This window comes from Lysinibacillus sp. UBA5990 (genome assembly GCF_002429815.1).
Taxonomy (GTDB): domain Bacteria; phylum Bacillota; class Bacilli; order Bacillales_A; family Planococcaceae; genus Lysinibacillus; species Lysinibacillus fusiformis.
Window position 1 is genome coordinate 114,172 of record NZ_DJAY01000009.1, and the last position, 18,721, is coordinate 132,892.

Below are 18,721 nucleotides of genomic sequence, written 5' to 3' on the forward strand. Positions count from 1 at the left end.
CCATCACTAGGTAGCCTCTTTCTCTTTAATCTATTTTTTGATAAATCCTTTCGTTCCCAACAACTTCCCTATAATTTGAAATAACCTCTTCAAAGCGCAATGTTTCCTTATCACCTAAACATAAAAACCCCTTGTCGCTTAGGCTTTCATAAAACAAATGATGGACCTGACTTTGCAGCTGCGGCGAAAAATAAATCAGGACATTTCTACATAAGACAACATGAAATTCATTAAATGATTGATCTGTCACTAGGTTATGCTGGGCAAAAATAATATTCTTCAATAATGTTGGATGGAAATAAGCATATTGATAATCCGTCTTATAGTATTCCGAAAAAGCATGGGCTCCCCCTGCAAGCATATAGTTTTTCGTATATGCCTGCATTTTATGAATAGGAAAGACACCCTTCTTAGCCTTTTCTAACACTTGCTCATTCATATCTGTTGCATAAATTACAGCCTTGTCTATGAGCCCTTCCTCTTGAAGCAAGATGGCCATAGAGTATACTTCCTCACCAGTTGCACAGCCTGCATGCCAAATACGAATTTCTTCGTATTCACGTAAGGTTGGGATCACTTTTTCACGAAATGCCTTAAAAAAGCTTGGGTTGCGAAACATTTCCGTGACATTGATTGAAAAATCGTTTAACAGCTGCTCTAAAAATTCCTGATCATGAATGACCTTTTCCTGAACACGAGAAATAGTAGGAATGCTATTTATTCTCATTCTATTAAAAATTCGACGTGAAATGGAAGAACGGTTATATTGCCGAAAATCATAGCCTGATAAACGATAAATAGCCTCTAATAACAAATCAATTTCTAAATTTGTTTGCTTATTCAATTGTATATTTTGCTCCAAAGGCCCGAAATGTTCCATCTTTATAAACTCCCTTTAGAAACTAACCATACTCTTAAAACGGAAATTAATTGATCTAAATTTAATGGTTTACTAATATAATCAGATGCACCAGCTTGCAATGATTTATCACGGTCATTCTTCATAGCCTTCGCCGTCAGAGCGATAATCGGTAAATCTGTTCGCTTCATTTGTTGGCGAATAATAGTCATTGCTTCATAACCATCCATATTCGGCATCATAATATCCATAAGCACTAAATCAATCTCATGATGAGCTTGCAAAACCTCTAAGCATTCAAGTCCATCTTTAGCCACTAAAATGTTCATACCTCTTGTTTCAAGTGCCGTTTTTAAGGCATAAATATTACGGTTATCATCGTCGACGATTAAAATATTTTTCCCTTGAAATACCTCTACCTCATGTTTTAAAACTTCCCTATGATCCTGCGAGGGCTCTTCTCTATGTGCCTCTTCCTCCATTGTCACAGCTACCTCATTTAAAGCAGCAAGCTTATCGCAATGATCCTCATTGACTCCATTTGGTAAGCTTGGAATCGTTAACGTAAAGCTACTACCTTGTCCCTCTTCACTTTGCAGTGTAATCCAACCACCAAGTAGTTTCGCAAACTCCTTACAAATTGAAAGACCCAGTCCTGTTCCACCATATTTTCGAACAGTAGCACCATCTGCTTGCTGGAATGACTCAAAGATTAATTGGTGTTTATCTTTTGGAATTCCTATACCAGTATCTGAAACAGTAATTTCTAGCCAATCAGCGCTAATATCTTGCATATTGCTTGAAAGCTGGTGCTGTGCAAGCTGGTTAATCGCTAAAGTTACAGTTCCATGTTCCGTAAACTTAAAGGCATTTGATAATAAGTTCTTTATTATTTGCTGGAATCTCTTTTCATCTGTATAGAATATGTCGACAACATTATCTGCCTTTGAAATATGGAAATTTATATTCTTCTTCATCGCGACAGGTGCAAAAGTATGCTCAATTTGAACAGGTACTTCGCTCACATTCACTTCATTAAAAATGATATCTAGCTTCCCTGCCTCCACTTTTGACAAATCTAAAATATCATTAATCAACGCAAGCAAATCTTCACCTGAAGAATGGATAACCTTCGCAAATTCTGCCTCCTCATCTGTTAAGTGGTCCTGACTATTTTCTGCGAGCATCTCTGACAAAATTAATATGCTATTTAAAGGCGTTCTTAGTTCATGTGACATATTCGCTAAAAACTCAGATTTGTAATTAGAATTAAGTATAAGCTGTTCTGCACTTTCCTCTAATTCCTGCTTCGCCTTCTCTAGCTCGCGTGATTTGGACTCTGCCTCTTTCGTTCGCTCCTCAAGCTGCTCATTAATCATCGTCAGCTCTTCTGTCTGCATTTGTAATTCCTCAGATTGTGTTTGAAGTTCTTCTGATTGAACTTGCAACTCCTCCGTCATTGCTCTTGATTCATTCAATAATCGAACAATTTCCATACGCCCTAATACACCGTTGACGGTTAAGCCAAAGGTTTCTGTAACCTGCTTTACTAGCTCCTGCTGTAATGCATTAAATTTAGTCATTGTAGCTAACTCAACAACGGCTATGACTTCATTTTCAAAAATTACAGGAATTAATAAAATATGCTGTGGTCTTATTTCACCTAGTCCTGTTCTAATTAAACGATACTCTTGCGGAATATTATCATAAAATAACACTCTTTTTTCTAATGCACATTGACCGATTAAACCTTGTCCTACTTTAAAGCTCTCCATACCGACACGATCATCTCCATCAGCAAAAGCAGCCTTTTTCATAAATAGTACTTGTTCCTCTGCCTCTTCCCGAACATAGAATGCTCCAAGAGATGCCTGTGTTTTCTGTGCCATTTCTGATAGGAAAGTTTCAGCCAATTTCGTAATAGCTGAAATACCTTGATATTTTGTTACGATATCAGCAATATTCGTTTGTAACCATTCTCTCTTCTCGACCGATTCCAATAATATATTAGTCGCATCGGCAAGCTCATTAATTTCATCATTTGTATTGACATGTATTCTTCTTTTGAAATCGCCCTTCGTAGCAGCAATTTCCTGAATGGTTTGTGTTACCTCTGTTATAGTTTTTACAATGGAACGGGAAATTCCACTTGCTATGACAATAGCAATTACAGAAACAAAAATTAAAATCCCAAATAGACCGCTAGTTAATTGACTATTTTGTTTGTCTAACTGAGTAGCCTTTGCTTGTGTGTAAGAATTTTCAGTTGCGCGGAATGCATCGAATAATTTCCGCATCTTCTCCATGTCTTGGCGCCCATTATCAACTTTAAAAAACTCCGTTAATGCTTTTGTATTCCCGTCCTTCTTATATTGAATAGTTGGCCCACCCGTTGTTTCAATCCAATGCTCAATCGTTTCCTCTATCTCTTTTAATTTTTCCAGCTGTGTTGGTTTATCTTTCATTTGCTGATAAAGATCATTAAAATCTATTTTCCAGTTTTCCGCTCCATTATCATATGGCTCCAGATAACTAGGTTCACCCGTAATAATAAACGCTCGCTGACTTGATTCCATATCCAATATATATTTTTCAATATCATTGGTTAATGTTTTCACATTAGAGTCGTACTTAATAATAAAATTTCTCTCCTTTTGCAAAGAAGTAATTTGATTATTTAGGATGATCACTGATGCAAGTAAGCAAAGAATAATGACGATATAACCTAATGTAATCTTGGAGCGTATACCCAGTTTTAATTTATTTAACATTTGGTTTTCCTACCTTTACCTTTCTTGAACTCTATTTTTGTTATAAATGTGACTAGAATATCAACTTAAACATTCATATAAAGAAATTTTGCAGCCTGCGCATTAATAAGTCTTAGTTTCTCACATATACATTTTATATTGAACCATTTCTAACTAAGGAGAGAATGCATGTGGACATATTCGTAAGGCCAGGAGATTCCCTTTGGCATTTCAGTGAAGTGTTTAAAATACCTCTTCCACTCATTTTAGATTCCAATACCAATATAAATCCTCAATTTTTAAGAGTCGGGCAACGCATTCATATTCCTGGATTTGTGACCATTGACTATCAAGTAAAACAAGGGGATTCCCTTTGGCAAATTGCACAGAGATATAATCTCCCACTTGTTGCCATATTACTCGCCAATCCAGGTCTTAATCCAAGTCAATTGCAAATTGGCCAGATGATTCACATACCACAACGCATTACATGGCGCTTAATTGATGGTAAGCAAAATTATACGTACAACATCATGATGAATGATATTCAAAGGCTCGTTAACGCCTATCCATTTCTTCGCAGTTCTATCATTGGTAGCTCTGTTTTAGGTAATGAATTACCAGAGCTATTAATTGGGAATGGAGCTAAACGTGTTCACTATAATGGCTCCTTCCATGCCAATGAATGGATTACTACACCTATTATTCTAACATTTTTAAATGACTATTTGCTCGCTCTCACGAACCAAAATAACATGAATGGGCTTTCTTTATTCCCTCTTTATCAGCAAACGACCCTATCCGTAGTACCAATGGTGAATCCTGATGGCGTCAATTTAGTCATACAAGGACCCCCAAATGATGAATCATTAAAAAATCAACTCATCTCATGGAATAATAATAGCTCTGATTTTTCTGGCTGGAAAGCAAACATCCATGGTGTCGATTTAAATGACCAGTTTCCTGCCAAATGGGAATTAGAAAGGGCCCGTAACCCGAAAACCCCTGGGCCTAGAGATTATGGTGGAGAAAGGCCTTTGTCTGAGCCTGAGGCCATCGCTATGGCCGATTTGACCAAGCAGCGTGATTTTGCAAGAGTGCTAGCCTTTCATACACAGGGCCGCGTTATCTATTGGGGCTTTGAAAACCTTGAACCACCTGAATCAGAGGTGCTCGTTAATGAATTTAGTCGAGTGAGTGGCTATGAACCCATTCAATCTGCTGGGAGCTATGCAGGCTATAAAGATTGGTTTATCCAAGATTGGCGTAGACCAGGCTTTACCGTTGAATTAGGGAGTGGCACAAACCCTCTACCAATAAGTCAATTTGATGATATTTACGAGGAAGCTAAGGGGATCTTTCTTGCAGGATTGTATATGTAGAACAGTATGAATGTTAACTCTATTCGCTTTGAAATGGTCCCTTTGGGCATTTTTAGCGAATGGAGTTCTTTTTTCGTGCTCTAAAAAAGAAAATAAATTACTTTGACAGGCAGAGTAATATTTGCTAATATTACTCTGACAGATAGAGCAATAAAATGAAGTAGGTGACTTATGGTTCGCAGTGACATTATCCGAGGACACTTGGATTCGATTATTTTACGGCTCATTTCAGAAAAAGACCGCTATGGCTATGAAATTTCTCAGGAAATAAGTCTCCGTACAAATAATCGATTTCAGATTAAAGAAGCAACTTTGTATGCTGTTTTTCAACGTCTTGAGAAAAAAGAAATTATTGAAGCCTATTATGGAGATGTTTCACATGGTGGCAAAAGAAAGTACTACCGTATTACCTCATTGGGTAAGGCCTATTTAAATGAGTTAGTGAAAGAATGGTCGGAAGTAAAAGAAATTATTGATTTATTTATGGAGGGCGTCGAATGAAGAGAATAAAAAACCATATTGATGAGCTGTTTAAGGATATTCCTCGCAACAACGAAACGGAAATGGTTAAACAAGAAATTATTGAAAACCTTGAAGAGAAAGTATTTTATTTGATGGACCAGGGAAAAGAGCAAGAGGATGCCATCAATAAAGCAATTGTAGAGTTTGGAGACATAGAAGATTTAAAAAAGGAACTGGGCGTTAAGGTGCCTGCTAAGAAAAATATGGCTAAATTAAATTTGGAGTTCTCTCTTTGGGGTAGTGGCTTAATTATTGCATTCTTTATTTTTATTAATCTTTATTACACACCACAAACAATTTGGGCAATCTATCCAATCTTCGCCATTCTTTGGTGGCCATTATCCATGTACTTTGTATGGTCTCGTAAGAGATGGGGTGAATAAACATGAAGAATTTTATAAGCTTTTCGCTAGCTGGGAGCATTATGACAATGATTTTTTTAGGTATCGTCAATTTCACGACATCGCCCCAAACGATGTGGTTTATCTATCCTTGCTTACTGCTGTTACTTTGGCCGATTACGATCATCTGTATGTATAAAAAAATGTATAAACAATACTCAATTATTTGTAGTACGATGATTATCGTGTTTCTTATTATAGAAAACTATATTTACACACCGGATCATCTATGGTTCATTTACGCCATTTACCCTATTCTCTGGTGGCCAATTCTGATGTACTTAGATGAAAAAGCAAAAACGCTAAAAATCGCACTGATAGGCTGTGCTTCTACTATTATTTATTATGCTTTACTAAATTTCATTTTATCACCTCAATATCCTTGGGCAATCTATCCAGCATTTTTAGTTATATGGTGGCCCCTAGCTTTATACCATGCTCAACGAAAAACATTTGTGGCTTTCTCCGTCACCGCTACATTATTAATAAGTATCTTTTTTATCATCGTAAATATTGTTTCTTCACCAGGAGTTATATGGGCAATCTACCCTATTTTTGTTACGCTTTGGTGGCCTCTGAGTATGTATTTTTATGTGTATAAAAGAAGAATGTATCAAGCGACATTCGCAAAACGCATGTAAAGAAGGAATCCGATGAAGACATATATTCATTTTATTAAAAATTTTGTAATAGTCATTGTACTTTTACTATTATTGATGCTTCTCTTTCCAACATGGACCCCCTCCATAAAAGGCTCGAACAGCATTAGCGTTTTAGAGCAAGTCGAAATCAATGACACTGGTCATGAAATAATGATCCGAGGTCAGGACAAAGATAACCCTGTTATTATTTTTGTTCATGGGGGACCTGGTTGCTCTGAAATACCCTATGCAGGAAAATATCAAAATTTACTAGAAGCTGAGTTTACTGTGGTCCACTATGATCAACGAGCTAGTGGGAAGTCCTTTCATTTTTTCGAGGACTATTCTAATCTTTCTTCAGATTTGCTTGTGGAGGATTTATTAGCACTGACTGATTATATAGCTAAACGACTAGACAAAGAAAAAGTCATCTTAATTGGTCATTCCTATGGCACATATATTGCTACACAAGCAGCCGCAAACGCCCCTGAAAAATATGAAGCTTATATTGGAATAGGACAAATGAGCAATACAATCGAAAGTGAGAACGATAGTTTAAATTTCACTATCCAACAGGCTCAACTGCAAGGTAACAAAGATGATGTTTTACATTTACAACAGTTAGCTGATGAAATTAAGGCTGGTACAATGTTTACACCTCGAAATTACGTCAAAAAGTATGGTGGTGCTACCCAATTAATTGCTAATCCTGATGGTAATATGCTAGGGATGCTGTTCAGCAAAGAATATAATTTATTAGATACTATCCGTTATAACTATGGTCTATCCTTGTCTCAAGAAGCTTTATTAAAAGAGGTCATGCAGCACCCCCTACCAGCAAAGGTCCAAAAGCTTGATTTACCCTTCTATTTTTTAATGGGCAACTATGATTATCAAACATCCTCACAAGCAGCGAAAAATTACTTCAACCAAATTAGCGCAGAGAAAAAAGAATTTATAGCTTACGAGCAATCTGCACACTATCCACAATTCGAAGAAAAGGAAAGATTCTTTGAATGGATGCAAGCAACTTTTAAACAATAAACGCTTATTTCTTTAGAGATATTGTATTCTTGGAAAGATATCTTCACTTGCTATATAATTCAATTATTAAATATTTTAACGGACGTGATTATATGGCTGACAGTCTACATAATGTAGAAATCATTATGAAAGAAATGCTAGAAATACAGCAAAAATCAAAAATGTTTGTAGACCTTTTATCTGAAGGAGAAGCGTTATCGCAAAACCAGCTCATCCTACTTCTACAACTTAAAATAAATAACGGTATGAAAGCGACAGAAATTGCAGATTTCTTTAGTGTGACACCTGGAGCTGTTACCTCTATGTGCGATAAACTGGAAAAACTAGCGCTCATACAACGGATAAGAGAAAATAATGATCGTCGTGTGGTCAAAATGGTTTTAACAAGTACTGGTGATGAAAAGGTCCAAGAAATCTTTTTAAAATTTTCCCAAGACAAACTAATAGACATGGCCACTATTTTAAGCGAAGTAAACAAGCTCATGAATAAAATCTTTTAGGATTTCAATAAACTTGAAATCCTTTTTTTATTGGTTGGTTCTTGACAAATGGAAGTCGCATATAATTTAATTAATATATATTAATTAAATTATAATGAGGTGACTTTTATGTTTCAAAACCTTCGTACTCTTACACTAACAAACGGCCGTATTAAAAATCTGGATGCTGATTACGAGCAATTAAATATTCGAGGAGCTGTAGCAATCCAACAAGAAGTACGTCTAAAAAAGGTATCTACTCATGGCCATAGTTCCTTTTATTTTCCTGTTATCGTCCAATCCTTTACTAGTACAGGTTCTTGTACTTTAAAGGATTATTGCGAAATGGAAGAGCTAATGAATGCGGGTAACATAAAAATACGGAATGGTCACATTCAAAAGATTAATAGCTCTGGTAAGTTAGTAGCTGAAGAGAAATTACATTGCGAGAAGCTAGATGCTATTGGAATTGTTAAAGCTGCAGAAATAACGGCTGAGCATTTTCACTTAAAATTGTCAGGAGAGAGTGAAATTGACCTGTTATCAGCTGAAAATATTTTGGTAGAAAAGGATAGGGTCACACTACTTTCATTTTTAAAGAAAAAATTAAGTTGCCATACTATTAACGGCAAACACTTGAAACTAGCCTATACCAAGGCAAAAGTAGTGGAAGGTGAAGTTGTTGTAGTTGGGGAAAATTGTCATATAGAAACACTTTACTATTCAGATAACTATACTATTGCTTCTAACGCAAAGGTGCAGCACATTATACGGAGGGAAAAAGAGTGCTAAAATGGCTACAAGCTTTTTTTTGCTCATTAGCATTAACTGTATTATCCGTATTGTACGCTAGCTTATTGTTAAGTGGTGTTCTTTCAATATTAGCTGGCTTTTTAAGAACATTTGGATTTCATCAAATTAAGATGAGCGTTTGGTATGGTGTAGAATTACCTGTTATATTAAGCATCCCTCTAGCATTGCTAGTAGCCATACTGCTGTTCTTTTGTGCAAGGTATGTCAAACATTCTATAGCTTTTTGCTTCTCGAAGATCAGAAATTAATATGAAAGAGCGTTAAAGGAACAGCACTTTAACGCTCTTCTACTAGCTTATTTTGTATGACTTGACCGCGTATCATGAAACAGGGAGCACGAAGGAAATTTTACTGTATTATGAGAGTTCCCCTTCAAGAAATTGAATGAGATACATTTCTGGCCTAGCAAGGAAATCTATAAAACTACTTAAATCTGCATATACCTCATGCTCCAAATCGTAACAACCTACCTGTCCCTTTGGGTTCCATACTAATTGCAAATCAGAGTACTGATCGATAGTGGCTGAAATACGGAGCAGTTTTTGACCGCCAACCTTCAGCTCAATTGTTTCCGTCAGTTTGAAAAAATCGATGTACTGAATATCATAATTATTAACTGCAAGCTTAAGATGTAATTCATTACCTGTCAGAAAATTAAGCAGCTCACTCGGTAATTTATACTTTTTTAATTCATATTTTTTATTTTCTATATAATGAAGCTCAGCAGGTTCTAACGCCTTCAAATATTGAGCTATCTCTATATTTTTTATACTTACTGCAATGTTGTACGCTCTTTCTCCATCCTTTTCTGTTAATAAAATATCTGCCCCCCGCTCAACTAAATACCTCACCATAGCTATATGACCCATACGTGTGGCAATTGTTAATGGTGTAGGCTCATACGGATAAACCGTATCGGGCTTTTGATAATTAATATCAACCCCTTGATCAAGTAAATAGGTAACCATATTTTTGTCATAATTTGATACAGCCTGACGTAATACTGCCCCACCATGCTGTTTTATATCAAGCCCTAGTTCATGAATAAGCGGGATATTTTTCTTATTACCATAGTAGGCCTGCGAGTAAGCGCCAGATCCAACGCGATTATGTCCATCTAATTTTGCCCCATGTGAAACGATATAGCGGATTATATTCTCCTTACAATATCGAACAGCTCTTAAAAAAGAAGGATTTTGATTAACATTCAAATTAACATGATAGTCGATTAATAGCTTTACAACATCCAACTTTTGAGCAATCAACGCTAGATCTAAAGGACTTAATGATATGTGCTTACTTAAAATAATATCTTCTTCAATATCCCAGCCATTCACTTTTGCAACTTGTAATGCAGCTATATCACCAGTATAAATATGCATGGCAATTTCGGGCACTTCCTGAAATGTTCCAATATCTTTTAATTTAATCATCTAATGCTAGGCTCCCTTCCTATGTTTATAAAAAGTATAGAAAATAACATCCTATTAAACAACGGAGCATAATACTTACAATTTAAAACCAAACAATAAAATCTATATTAAAAAGGGAGTTTTTATTCAAAATTTCCTTGGAAAAGATGACCATAAAAAAGCTCCCAATCGCAAATGGATTAAGAGCTTTTTAAACGTCTATATAAATGATTTTTATTTCAAACGAAGTGCTTCATCTGTTGTCGCATTAATTTCTTTCAGAAGCTCTGGGTGTTCTGCTAATGATAAACCGTAAGAAGGAATCATTTCTTTAATTTTTGCTTCCCACTCTTTAATATGTTGCGGGAAACATTTATTAATAACTTCTAGCATTACATGTACAGCTGTAGAAGCACCTGGTGAAGCTCCAAGTAAAGCTGCAATTGATCCATCGGCTGCACTTACAACCTCTGTACCAAATTGAAGCGTTCCTTTACCGCCTGCTTCTGTATCTTTAATGACTTGTACACGTTGACCAGCTACGATAATATCCCAATCATCACTCTTCGCATTTGGAATGAATTCACGTAATTCTTCCATACGTTGCTCTTTAGAAAGCATAAGTTGCTGGATTAGATATTTTGTTAATCCCATCTCTTTAACGCCTGCCGCTAATAAAGTTGTGATATTATGCGGTTTTACAGAGGCAAATAAATCCATGTTTGAACCTGTTTTTAAGAATTTCGGTGAGAAACCTGCAAATGGTCCAAATAGTAACGACTTCTTATTATCAATATAACGTGTATCTAGATGCGGAACTGACATTGGTGGTGCACCCACTTTTGCTTTTCCGTATACTTTTGCATGATGCTGTTCAGATATTTCTTGGTTATTACATGCTAGGAATAAACCGCTAATTGGGAATCCACCAATATGTTTACCTTCAGGAATACCTGATTTTTGTAGTAATTCTAGGCTTCCTCCACCAGCTCCAAGGAAGACAAATTTTGCTGAATGATATTCCATTTTACAGCCGTCTAAATCATGCACACGTACTTCCCATGAACCATCACTAGCTTGTTTTAAACTTTCAACACTATGATTGTAGTTAACATCCACGTCATTTGCTTTTAAGTGGTCAATTAACATACGTGTTAAAGCACCAAAGTTAACATCTGTACCCGTGTCAATTTTTGTTGCAGCAATGTCTTCACCAGCTGGACGATTTTCCATAATAAGTGGAATCCATTTTTTTAGTGTTTCAGGGTCATTTGAAAATTCCATTCCTTCAAATAAAGGATTTTGAATCATTGTCTCATGACGTTTTTTAAGAAACTCAACATTTTCTTTCCCCTGCACTAAACTCATATGTGGTAAAGGCATAATGAAGTCTTGTGGATTATTGATCAGCTTATTGTTTACAAGATAAGACCAAAATTGTCTTGAAACCTGGAACTGTTCATTAACATTAATCGCTTTTTTGATATCGATTGATCCGTCTTTTTTCTCTGAAGTGTAGTTCAGCTCACATAGTGCAGCATGTCCAGTCCCCGCATTGTTCAATTCGTGAGAACTTTCTTCGCCTGCTTTTTCAAGCTTCTCAAACACTGTAATTTTCCAATCAGGTGCTAATTCTTTGAGTATTGTTCCCAAAGTTGCACTCATGATTCCGGCACCAATTAAGATAACATCTGATTTTATTTGTCTGTTACTCATTTTTACCTTCCTTATATGTTAAGATTTGCAGAAAGGATGTAAGCACTCCTGCTTTAGAAGTACTGTAAGCCATGGAGCAACCTCGGAGCACACCATTTCTGTATCAATTATTACCTTATTGCAGTTTATCACAATTAGTTCAAGAATAAAATATCAACTATTTATATGAGAGTTATCAGCTTTTTTCGAGCCTTTATCATCATAATTCAAGCAAAAAACTCATTTTTCATTAGACACAAAACTAGGATATTTTAAGTTTTATGGAATAACGGGCCTAAAAATGGTTGACATTTTCATAAAAAATATATTCTCTTTTATTATTATATTTGTATAATAACATAAAAACTGAAACGCGTCTCATATCAGAATGAGGCAGATTAACCTTCTATTGGGCTTTTTACATGCCAGCCATCTATACAAAAACCACCCATTTGTTGTAACACATAACTAACTAATGTCTCCAATGATTCCAACATCTGTTCAGCCTTGTTCTCTTTCAGTGCATGCAGAAACATTTGTTTTAAGCGCTCATCAGGAAAGGCTGACTTCATATACTTTTGCAGGTAGAGAGGATCTACGAGATAGGCATGGATTTGATAAGAAGGAATCGTATACACATTTAAAAACTGTCCATTCTCCATGAGCAAAGACGCCAATGCATTATGATAAACACAGATAAAGTCTCCCCTCTTTTGCTCATAACAGTCTTTTACATTATCTAACATATCCCATAATCCGTATTTTTTTATTTCTAGCACCGTTTTATTAATTGTTTCATAATTTTTCTCTAGCCATGCATATGCCTCTATCTTTAATTCATTTATTATTCCAGTATAATCAAATAAAATATGCCCTGTTTGAAATTGTACCATCGCCATTGTCCTATGTTTATTAAAATCATCTTGGAAATAGCGCCAAATTTGACCTGATGGATTAGCAAAGTATTCAATCAGAAAGCCATCAATTATTTGATTACCTCTTTCTTGCCATGTCACATCATTTGATAAAATAATATGTACATCTATATCAGAACGTTCGGAAGGATGTCCTGTAACGTAACTCCCACAAATTAACGCGCCTACTACTTCGTCTCTGTCCTGCCATCTTTCAAAATGTTTCAAGTGCTTTTCTTCAATTTGCCAACGTCATTCACTCCTCCTCTTTATTATGTATTTTTTAGTATGTCAACAAAACCTAGCAATCCCCTGACAATTGCTTTTTAATGATTGCTGCAACTTCCGATAAATAACGAATGTACTAAATAAAATCCTTCGAGAGTGTACTTCTTGAAGGATTTTGATATGGAGTCACTATTAAAATAGATCAGATAAAAAACTTTGCATAGATGTTGGCAATAATTGATAGAATACCCCCTCATATTTGATATCGAGTATACCCGCGATAATAATTACAACCCCTACTAATAAAAAGACTTTCTTATTTTTAGAAATCCACTTCAATAGATTCCACTCCTCTAACTTTATAGTAAACATATTTAAGTATAGTTGAGGATCATACAAAATAGTAATACCTATTTATGTCTGTCACCTCAGACTGCCATGCTACATAAATTAAATAAAAGAACAAGAATGATTTTAGAAGGGAATGGCTATGGTAAATTTTAAATCATTTCGTGGTGTCATTACACAAATTAGTGATTTTCCAGTGGGGCAAAATGGTGACAGGGATGGTTGTTATAAAATGATGAGTGTGGAAGATGGTGTAGGCGGAGTCGTCAACTTTGTCATTTCTCCTTCTACTTATTTTGTGAATCATGAAGTTGTTAGAGCTGGTGAATGGGTCACTGGTTATTATGATGGAGATGCGCCTGTACCTATGATTTATCCACCACAATATCGTGCATTAATTGTAGTAAAAGAAAGTAACTTTCAAAACGTGAAGGTAGATTTTTTTAATCAACAATTGGTGAGTAGCGATGGGCAATTACAATTAAACCTTTCTCCTTCAACCGTTATGTCACTTAAAAATGGGCAACCTTTTACAAAAAGCCCTGCTAATCGAAACCTGATTGTTATGTATGGTCCTACTACTAGAAGTATACCTGCCCAAACTACTCCATATGAGATAGTCGTTTGGTGTTAAGGCAAAGTTAGACAGCTTAAGTCCATCCACTTGGACTTAAGCCGTTTTTGTTTGTTACTGTCCAGACATATTTTCTTTCATTTCATGTAGCTGCTGCTTGATCTGCTCTAGATACTCTTTATTTTGCTGCACTGTATCCAAATGTTCACCGTATTGCTCTGCATTGAGACGTGCATTTTCTGCATGTTTGATTTGATCAAAGGCATGCTCGATAGCCATTTCCTCAGGGTGTGATTTCGCATGCTTTAACATACGATCCGCCTTTTGCACCGAGTTACTAAATAATGTACTTGGATGATCCTGCTTCCAACTTGTATCTGAGTGTTTTGCCAATTTACTCTCTCCCTTCCCAAAAAAGTTTTCATTGTTCAAATGTAGTATTATGAAATTCTCAGAAAATATGTATGGAAAGTATATTAAATAACACAATATTTCCCAGGCTATAAGTGAAGAACTAAGGCATCTAACTTAGTTCTTCTCGTTGTGTTGAATAGTTGTCAAATATAAACTAGTGCCATGCCGTCCGTTCACTGACTGGTTGTTTGATACCTGTTTTTCCTTTAGGTTCAGCCAAATTATTAACCTGTGCTGAAGATGTACCAAGTTCAAATTCAGAACTAAACTCTTCCTGGAGCTTTTGTCGAGGTTGATTTGTTATGCTTGCACTTCTCGTTTCATTTGCTTTTGCATTTTTACGATTTGTATTCATATTTGACATAACCATCCTCCACTAATTATTTGAGAAGCTTTTAAACATTTATGCGTTTTAAAATCTTCTCCCTGTAAAGTTTGTCCATGTTAAAAGAAAGCATGTACAGTAAATTTTTATTTTACAAAGCATTATTGTGGATGCTCTTTCCGCGACATCTCATTGTTATTCCTTTTATGTCGCTTGCAATCTTATTTTCTTTCTGACTATAATACTTGTATACAAGTATACTGAAAATAAAAAAGGTGATATTATGAGCGAATCTAATGATTATTTATATCCTCAAAAATGGCTTTCTAAGGCTTCAACTGGCGATCGTGTAGCTTATGAGCTTAGAATGCGTATTATTTCAGGATTAATTGAAAGCGGTACCATTCTTTCTGAAAACAAATTAGCAGCCGATTTTGAAGTAAGTCGTTCACCCATTCGTGAAGCATTAAGGACATTGGCATCTGAGAACATCATCAGACTTGAGAAAATGGGCGCTGTTGTCATTGGTTTGTCAGAGAAGGAAATTGAAGAAATATATGATGTTCGTTTACTGATTGAGACATTTGTGTTTGAACGCCTCATTAAAATGGATACAACTAACCTAGCGCTGGAACTTAGCAAAACATTAGAAATGATGAAGGTTGCCATAAAATATAATGATGCAGATGAATTTTCTTATCAGGATGTTATGTTCCATGAAGCTATTATTCGCTCCATTGAACATTCCTATATCGCGATGATCTGGAATAATTTAAAACCAGTAATGGAAGGATTAATACTACTATCCATGCGTATGCGCTTTATTGAAAAATACGATGATTTCACTCGTATTGTGAAAAATCACGAGCTATATATAGATGCTATCCGAGCTAAAGATCGAGAGCTCATGATTAAATCTTTACATGACAATTTTGACGATGTTCAAGGGACTGTGGAAGACCTATGGAGGTCACAGCAAATGCTATCTAAAGGGGTTGAGTCACAGGATGACTAACTATATGTTAGGTGTGGATATAGGGACTACTAGCACAAAAGCTGTATTATTCAGCGAGCAAGGCGAAGTTATTCAACAAGAAAATATCGGGTATCCACTATATACACCTGATATTTCTACGGCGGAGCAAAATCCAGAAGAGATTTTTCAGGCAGTTCTGCAAGCAATTTCAAATATTATGAAAGTCCATTCGGGCAAACCATTATTATTTGTATCCTTTAGTAGCGCCATGCATAGTGTGATTGCGATAGATGAAAATGACCGACCGTTAACTCCTGTCATTACTTGGGCGGATAATCGTAGTGAGGCGTGGGCACATAAAATTAAGGATGAATGGAACGGGCATGAGATTTATAAAAGAACGGGGACCCCTATTCATCCAATGTCCCCACTAAGTAAAATTACATGGCTTGTAAAGGAACACCCTGAACTAGCTAGTAAAACAAAAAAATTTATCGGTATTAAAGAATATATTTTTAAAAAGTTCTTCAATGAATATGTCGTGGATTATTCATTAGCCTCCTCTATGGGGATGATGAATCTTCACACTTTAGATTGGGATGAAGAAGCATTAACGGTTGCTGGAATTACAAGTGCACAATTATCAACACTCGTACCAACAACTAAATATTTCACCAACTGTCATCCAATTATAGCTGAGCAAATCGGCATTGATCCACAAACACCTTTTGTGATCGGTGCAAGTGATGGTGTGCTTTCAAACCTAGGAGTTAACGCCATTAAAGAGGGCGAAATTGCCGTTACAATTGGGACAAGTGGTGCTATTCGTACGATTATTAATAAGCCCAAAACGGATGTAAAAGGAAGAATTTTTTGTTATGCGTTAACAGAAAACCATTGGGTTATTGGTGGCCCCGTAAATAATGGTGGCATGGTCCTTCGTTGGATTCGTGATGAGTTTGCCTCTTCTGAAATTGAAACGGCTAAAAGATTAGGCATTGATCCGTACGACGTGTTAATGAAAATTGCTGAGCGTGTAAGACCTGGCGCTGATGGATTACTCTTCCATCCATATTTATCAGGTGAGCGCGCTCCTTTATGGAATCCAGATGTACGTGGTTCATTTTTTGGTTTAACCATGTCACATAAAAAGGAGCATATGATACGAGCTGCTCTTGAAGGGGTTATCTACAATTTGTATACCGTATACCTAGCATTACTTGAATGTATGGAAAGTCCCGTTACACGTATTCAAGCAACAGGTGGTTTTTCACGATCAGAGATTTGGCGACAAATGATGGCTGATATTTTTGAATCAGAGGTAGTAGTACCTGAAAGCTATGAAAGTTCCTGCCTTGGTGCTTGTATTTTAGGCTTATATGCAATAGGCAAAATTGATTCCTTTGAAGTGGTTGCTGATATGATTGGTGACACTTATAAACATACACCTTTAGAAGAGGCAGCTAAAGAATATAGACAGCTACTTCCTATTTTCATTCGTTTATCAAGGGTATTAGCAGACGATTATGCGTCAATTGCTCAATACCAGAGGAGCTTAATAAAGCCTAACTAAAAAGGAGGAAAATATATGCCTTTAGTTATTGTAGGTATTGGTATTATTGCACTGTTAATTTTAATAATGGTCTTTAAATTAAATACGTTTATCTCTTTAATCATTGTTTCATTTGTTGTGGCTTTAGTTCTTGGAATACCTGTAGATAGTATTGTGAAAACGATTGAGGCAGGATTAGGCGGTACACTAGGTCACTTGGCGTTAATATTTGGACTTGGCGCAATGCTAGGGAAATTAATAGCCGATTCAGGGGGCGCACAGCGCATTGCTATGACCCTGGTGAACAAATTTGGAGAAAAAAATATTCAGTGGGCCGTGGTGGTGGCATCCTTTATTATCGGAATCGCCCTTTTCTTTGAGGTAGGACTAGTACTGTTAATACCTATTGTTTTCGCTATTTCGAGACAATTGAAGGTTTCTATTTTGTATCTAGGTATTCCGATGACAGCCGCTTTATCGGTCACACATGGATTTTTACCCCCACATCCAGGCCCTACGGTGATTGCAGGTGAATATGGGGCAAACATCGGCGAAGTATTGCTTTATGGTTTTATTATCGCCGTTCCAACTGTGATTCTAGCTGGGCCATTATTTACAAAGATAGCTAAAAGATTAGTGCCTGAATCATTCAATAAAACTGGGAATATTGCCTCTTTAGGAGAGCAAAAAACTTTTGAGTTGGAGGATACCCCTAGCTTTGGCATCAGCGTTTTCACTGCATTGTTACCAGTTATTTTAATGTCCATCGCTACTATAATTACACTGCTACAAAAAACAATAGGTTTCGAAGATAACAGCTTATTAGCCGGAATCCGCTTCATTGGAGAGGCTGGTACTGCCATGTTAATTTCCTTATTAGTAGCCGTTTATACGATGGGTATAGCAAGAAAAATTCCAATTAAGCAAGTAATGGAATCATGTACAACAGCAATCTCGCATATTGGCATGATGCTGTTGATTATTGGTGGTGGCGGTGCCTTCAAACAAGTATTAATCGATGGGGGCGTTGGTGATTATGTAGCTGAGCTATTCCATGGAACTACCTTATCACCTATTCTATTAGCATGGATTATTGCTGCTATTTTACGTATTTCATTGGGATCAGCTACTGTTGCCGCTTTAACAACAGCTGGGCTAGTAATCCCTATGTTAGGCCAAAATGATGTGAACCTTGCATTGGTGGTTCTTGCGACAGGCGCGGGAAGCTTAATTGCATCACATGTTAATGATGCTGGATTTTGGATGTTTAAAGAATATTTCGGATTAAGTATGAAAGAAACGTTTGCTACATGGACATTGCTAGAAACAATTGTATCTGTAGCTGGTCTAGGATTTATTTTATTACTTAGTTTATTTGTCTAAAAATGGACA

20 protein-coding genes are annotated in these 18,721 nt (G+C 36.2%); 12 read left to right on the forward strand and 8 right to left on the reverse strand.

Annotated features, from left to right (window positions below; genetic code table 11):
• Positions 1 to 25: 25 nt before the first annotated feature.
• Both B3D94_RS06150 and B3D94_RS06155 read right to left on the reverse strand, forming a co-directional pair.
• Positions 26 to 880, reverse strand: a complete 855-nt coding sequence (locus B3D94_RS06150) for a CheR family methyltransferase (protein ID WP_069483163.1) — start codon at positions 878 to 880, stop codon at positions 26 to 28.
• Between the two features lie 2 nt (positions 881 to 882).
• A complete protein-coding gene (locus B3D94_RS06155; protein WP_291755747.1) occupies positions 883 to 3,630 on the reverse strand; it encodes an ATP-binding protein in 2,748 nt (915 codons plus the stop codon).
• Between the two features lie 170 nt (positions 3,631 to 3,800).
• Between B3D94_RS06155 and B3D94_RS06160 the strand changes: the two genes are divergently transcribed.
• The 8 genes from B3D94_RS06160 to B3D94_RS06195 all read left to right on the forward strand — a co-directional run bounded on the left by B3D94_RS06160 (position 3,801) and on the right by B3D94_RS06195 (position 9,139).
• The gene (locus B3D94_RS06160) at positions 3,801 to 4,991 is read left to right on the forward strand and encodes a M14 family metallopeptidase (RefSeq protein WP_291755749.1); all 1,191 of its coding nucleotides are present in this window, start codon (positions 3,801 to 3,803) and stop codon (positions 4,989 to 4,991) included.
• Positions 4,992 to 5,162: 171 nt separating this feature from the next.
• Positions 5,163 to 5,492 carry a PadR family transcriptional regulator gene (locus B3D94_RS06165; RefSeq protein ID WP_008177869.1) on the forward strand — a complete coding sequence of 110 codons (330 nt, stop codon included), beginning with the start codon at positions 5,163 to 5,165 and terminating at the stop codon, positions 5,490 to 5,492.
• A complete protein-coding gene (locus B3D94_RS06170) occupies positions 5,489 to 5,896 on the forward strand; it encodes a permease prefix domain 1-containing protein (RefSeq protein WP_036165121.1) in 408 nt (135 codons plus the stop codon). The genes B3D94_RS06165 and B3D94_RS06170 overlap by 4 nt, the downstream gene beginning before the upstream one ends.
• 2 nt (positions 5,897 to 5,898) lie before the next feature.
• Positions 5,899 to 6,555 carry a hypothetical protein gene (locus B3D94_RS06175; RefSeq protein ID WP_069483160.1) on the forward strand — a complete coding sequence of 219 codons (657 nt, stop codon included), beginning with the start codon at positions 5,899 to 5,901 and terminating at the stop codon, positions 6,553 to 6,555.
• Between the two features lie 12 nt (positions 6,556 to 6,567).
• Positions 6,568 to 7,599: an alpha/beta hydrolase family protein gene (locus tag B3D94_RS06180; RefSeq protein WP_291755758.1), complete on the forward strand. Its 1,032-nt coding sequence runs from the start codon at positions 6,568 to 6,570 to the stop codon at positions 7,597 to 7,599.
• A 92-nt stretch (positions 7,600 to 7,691) separates the two neighbouring features.
• A complete protein-coding gene (locus B3D94_RS06185; protein ID WP_291755760.1) occupies positions 7,692 to 8,099 on the forward strand; it encodes a MarR family transcriptional regulator in 408 nt (135 codons plus the stop codon).
• Positions 8,100 to 8,207: 108 nt separating this feature from the next.
• A complete protein-coding gene (locus tag B3D94_RS06190) occupies positions 8,208 to 8,870 on the forward strand; it encodes a hypothetical protein (RefSeq protein WP_291755762.1) in 663 nt (220 codons plus the stop codon).
• A complete protein-coding gene (locus tag B3D94_RS06195) occupies positions 8,864 to 9,139 on the forward strand; it encodes a hypothetical protein (protein WP_291755764.1) in 276 nt (91 codons plus the stop codon). The genes B3D94_RS06190 and B3D94_RS06195 overlap by 7 nt, the downstream gene beginning before the upstream one ends.
• A gap of 108 nt (positions 9,140 to 9,247) precedes the next feature.
• On the opposite strand, the gene B3D94_RS06200 is transcribed toward B3D94_RS06195, so the two are convergent.
• From B3D94_RS06200 to B3D94_RS06215, 4 genes are all read right to left on the reverse strand, one after another.
• Complete coding sequence (locus tag B3D94_RS06200) at positions 9,248 to 10,324, reverse strand: ankyrin repeat domain-containing protein (RefSeq protein WP_291755767.1); 1,077 nt, start codon at positions 10,322 to 10,324, stop codon at positions 9,248 to 9,250.
• A gap of 213 nt (positions 10,325 to 10,537) precedes the next feature.
• Positions 10,538 to 12,019, reverse strand: a complete 1,482-nt coding sequence (gene mqo / locus B3D94_RS06205; RefSeq protein ID WP_069483154.1) for a malate dehydrogenase (quinone) — start codon at positions 12,017 to 12,019, stop codon at positions 10,538 to 10,540.
• 377 nt (positions 12,020 to 12,396) lie between these two features.
• Positions 12,397 to 13,140 carry a nucleotidyltransferase domain-containing protein gene (locus B3D94_RS06210; protein ID WP_291755770.1) on the reverse strand — a complete coding sequence of 248 codons (744 nt, stop codon included), beginning with the start codon at positions 13,138 to 13,140 and terminating at the stop codon, positions 12,397 to 12,399.
• 192 nt (positions 13,141 to 13,332) lie between these two features.
• The gene (locus tag B3D94_RS06215) at positions 13,333 to 13,479 is read right to left on the reverse strand and encodes a hypothetical protein (RefSeq protein ID WP_291755773.1); all 147 of its coding nucleotides are present in this window, start codon (positions 13,477 to 13,479) and stop codon (positions 13,333 to 13,335) included.
• 151 nt (positions 13,480 to 13,630) lie between these two features.
• On the opposite strand from B3D94_RS06215, the gene B3D94_RS06220 reads away from it, so the two are divergent.
• Positions 13,631 to 14,122: a hypothetical protein gene (locus B3D94_RS06220; RefSeq protein ID WP_069483153.1), complete on the forward strand. Its 492-nt coding sequence runs from the start codon at positions 13,631 to 13,633 to the stop codon at positions 14,120 to 14,122.
• 54 nt (positions 14,123 to 14,176) lie between these two features.
• Here B3D94_RS06220 and B3D94_RS06225 read toward each other — a convergent pair whose 3' ends face one another.
• Positions 14,177 to 14,455, reverse strand: coding sequence for a hypothetical protein (locus tag B3D94_RS06225; RefSeq protein ID WP_089986434.1), 279 nt, complete (start codon positions 14,453 to 14,455; stop codon positions 14,177 to 14,179).
• 175 nt (positions 14,456 to 14,630) lie between these two features.
• Positions 14,631 to 14,840, reverse strand: coding sequence for a hypothetical protein (locus B3D94_RS06230; RefSeq protein ID WP_069483151.1), 210 nt, complete (start codon positions 14,838 to 14,840; stop codon positions 14,631 to 14,633).
• A 244-nt stretch (positions 14,841 to 15,084) separates the two neighbouring features.
• On the opposite strand from B3D94_RS06230, the gene B3D94_RS06235 reads away from it, so the two are divergent.
• Genes B3D94_RS06235 through B3D94_RS06245 form a run of 3 tightly spaced genes read left to right on the forward strand, consistent with a single transcriptional unit; the run spans position 15,085 to position 18,712 of the window.
• A complete protein-coding gene (locus tag B3D94_RS06235) occupies positions 15,085 to 15,816 on the forward strand; it encodes a GntR family transcriptional regulator (protein ID WP_069483150.1) in 732 nt (243 codons plus the stop codon).
• Positions 15,809 to 17,350, forward strand: coding sequence for a gluconokinase (gene gntK / locus B3D94_RS06240; protein ID WP_291755783.1), 1,542 nt, complete (start codon positions 15,809 to 15,811; stop codon positions 17,348 to 17,350). Before B3D94_RS06235 ends, gntK begins: the two co-directional genes overlap by 8 nt.
• A 15-nt stretch (positions 17,351 to 17,365) precedes the next feature.
• Complete coding sequence (locus tag B3D94_RS06245) at positions 17,366 to 18,712, forward strand: GntP family permease (RefSeq protein WP_069483148.1); 1,347 nt, start codon at positions 17,366 to 17,368, stop codon at positions 18,710 to 18,712.
• The last annotated feature ends 9 nt before the right edge of the window (positions 18,713 to 18,721 follow it).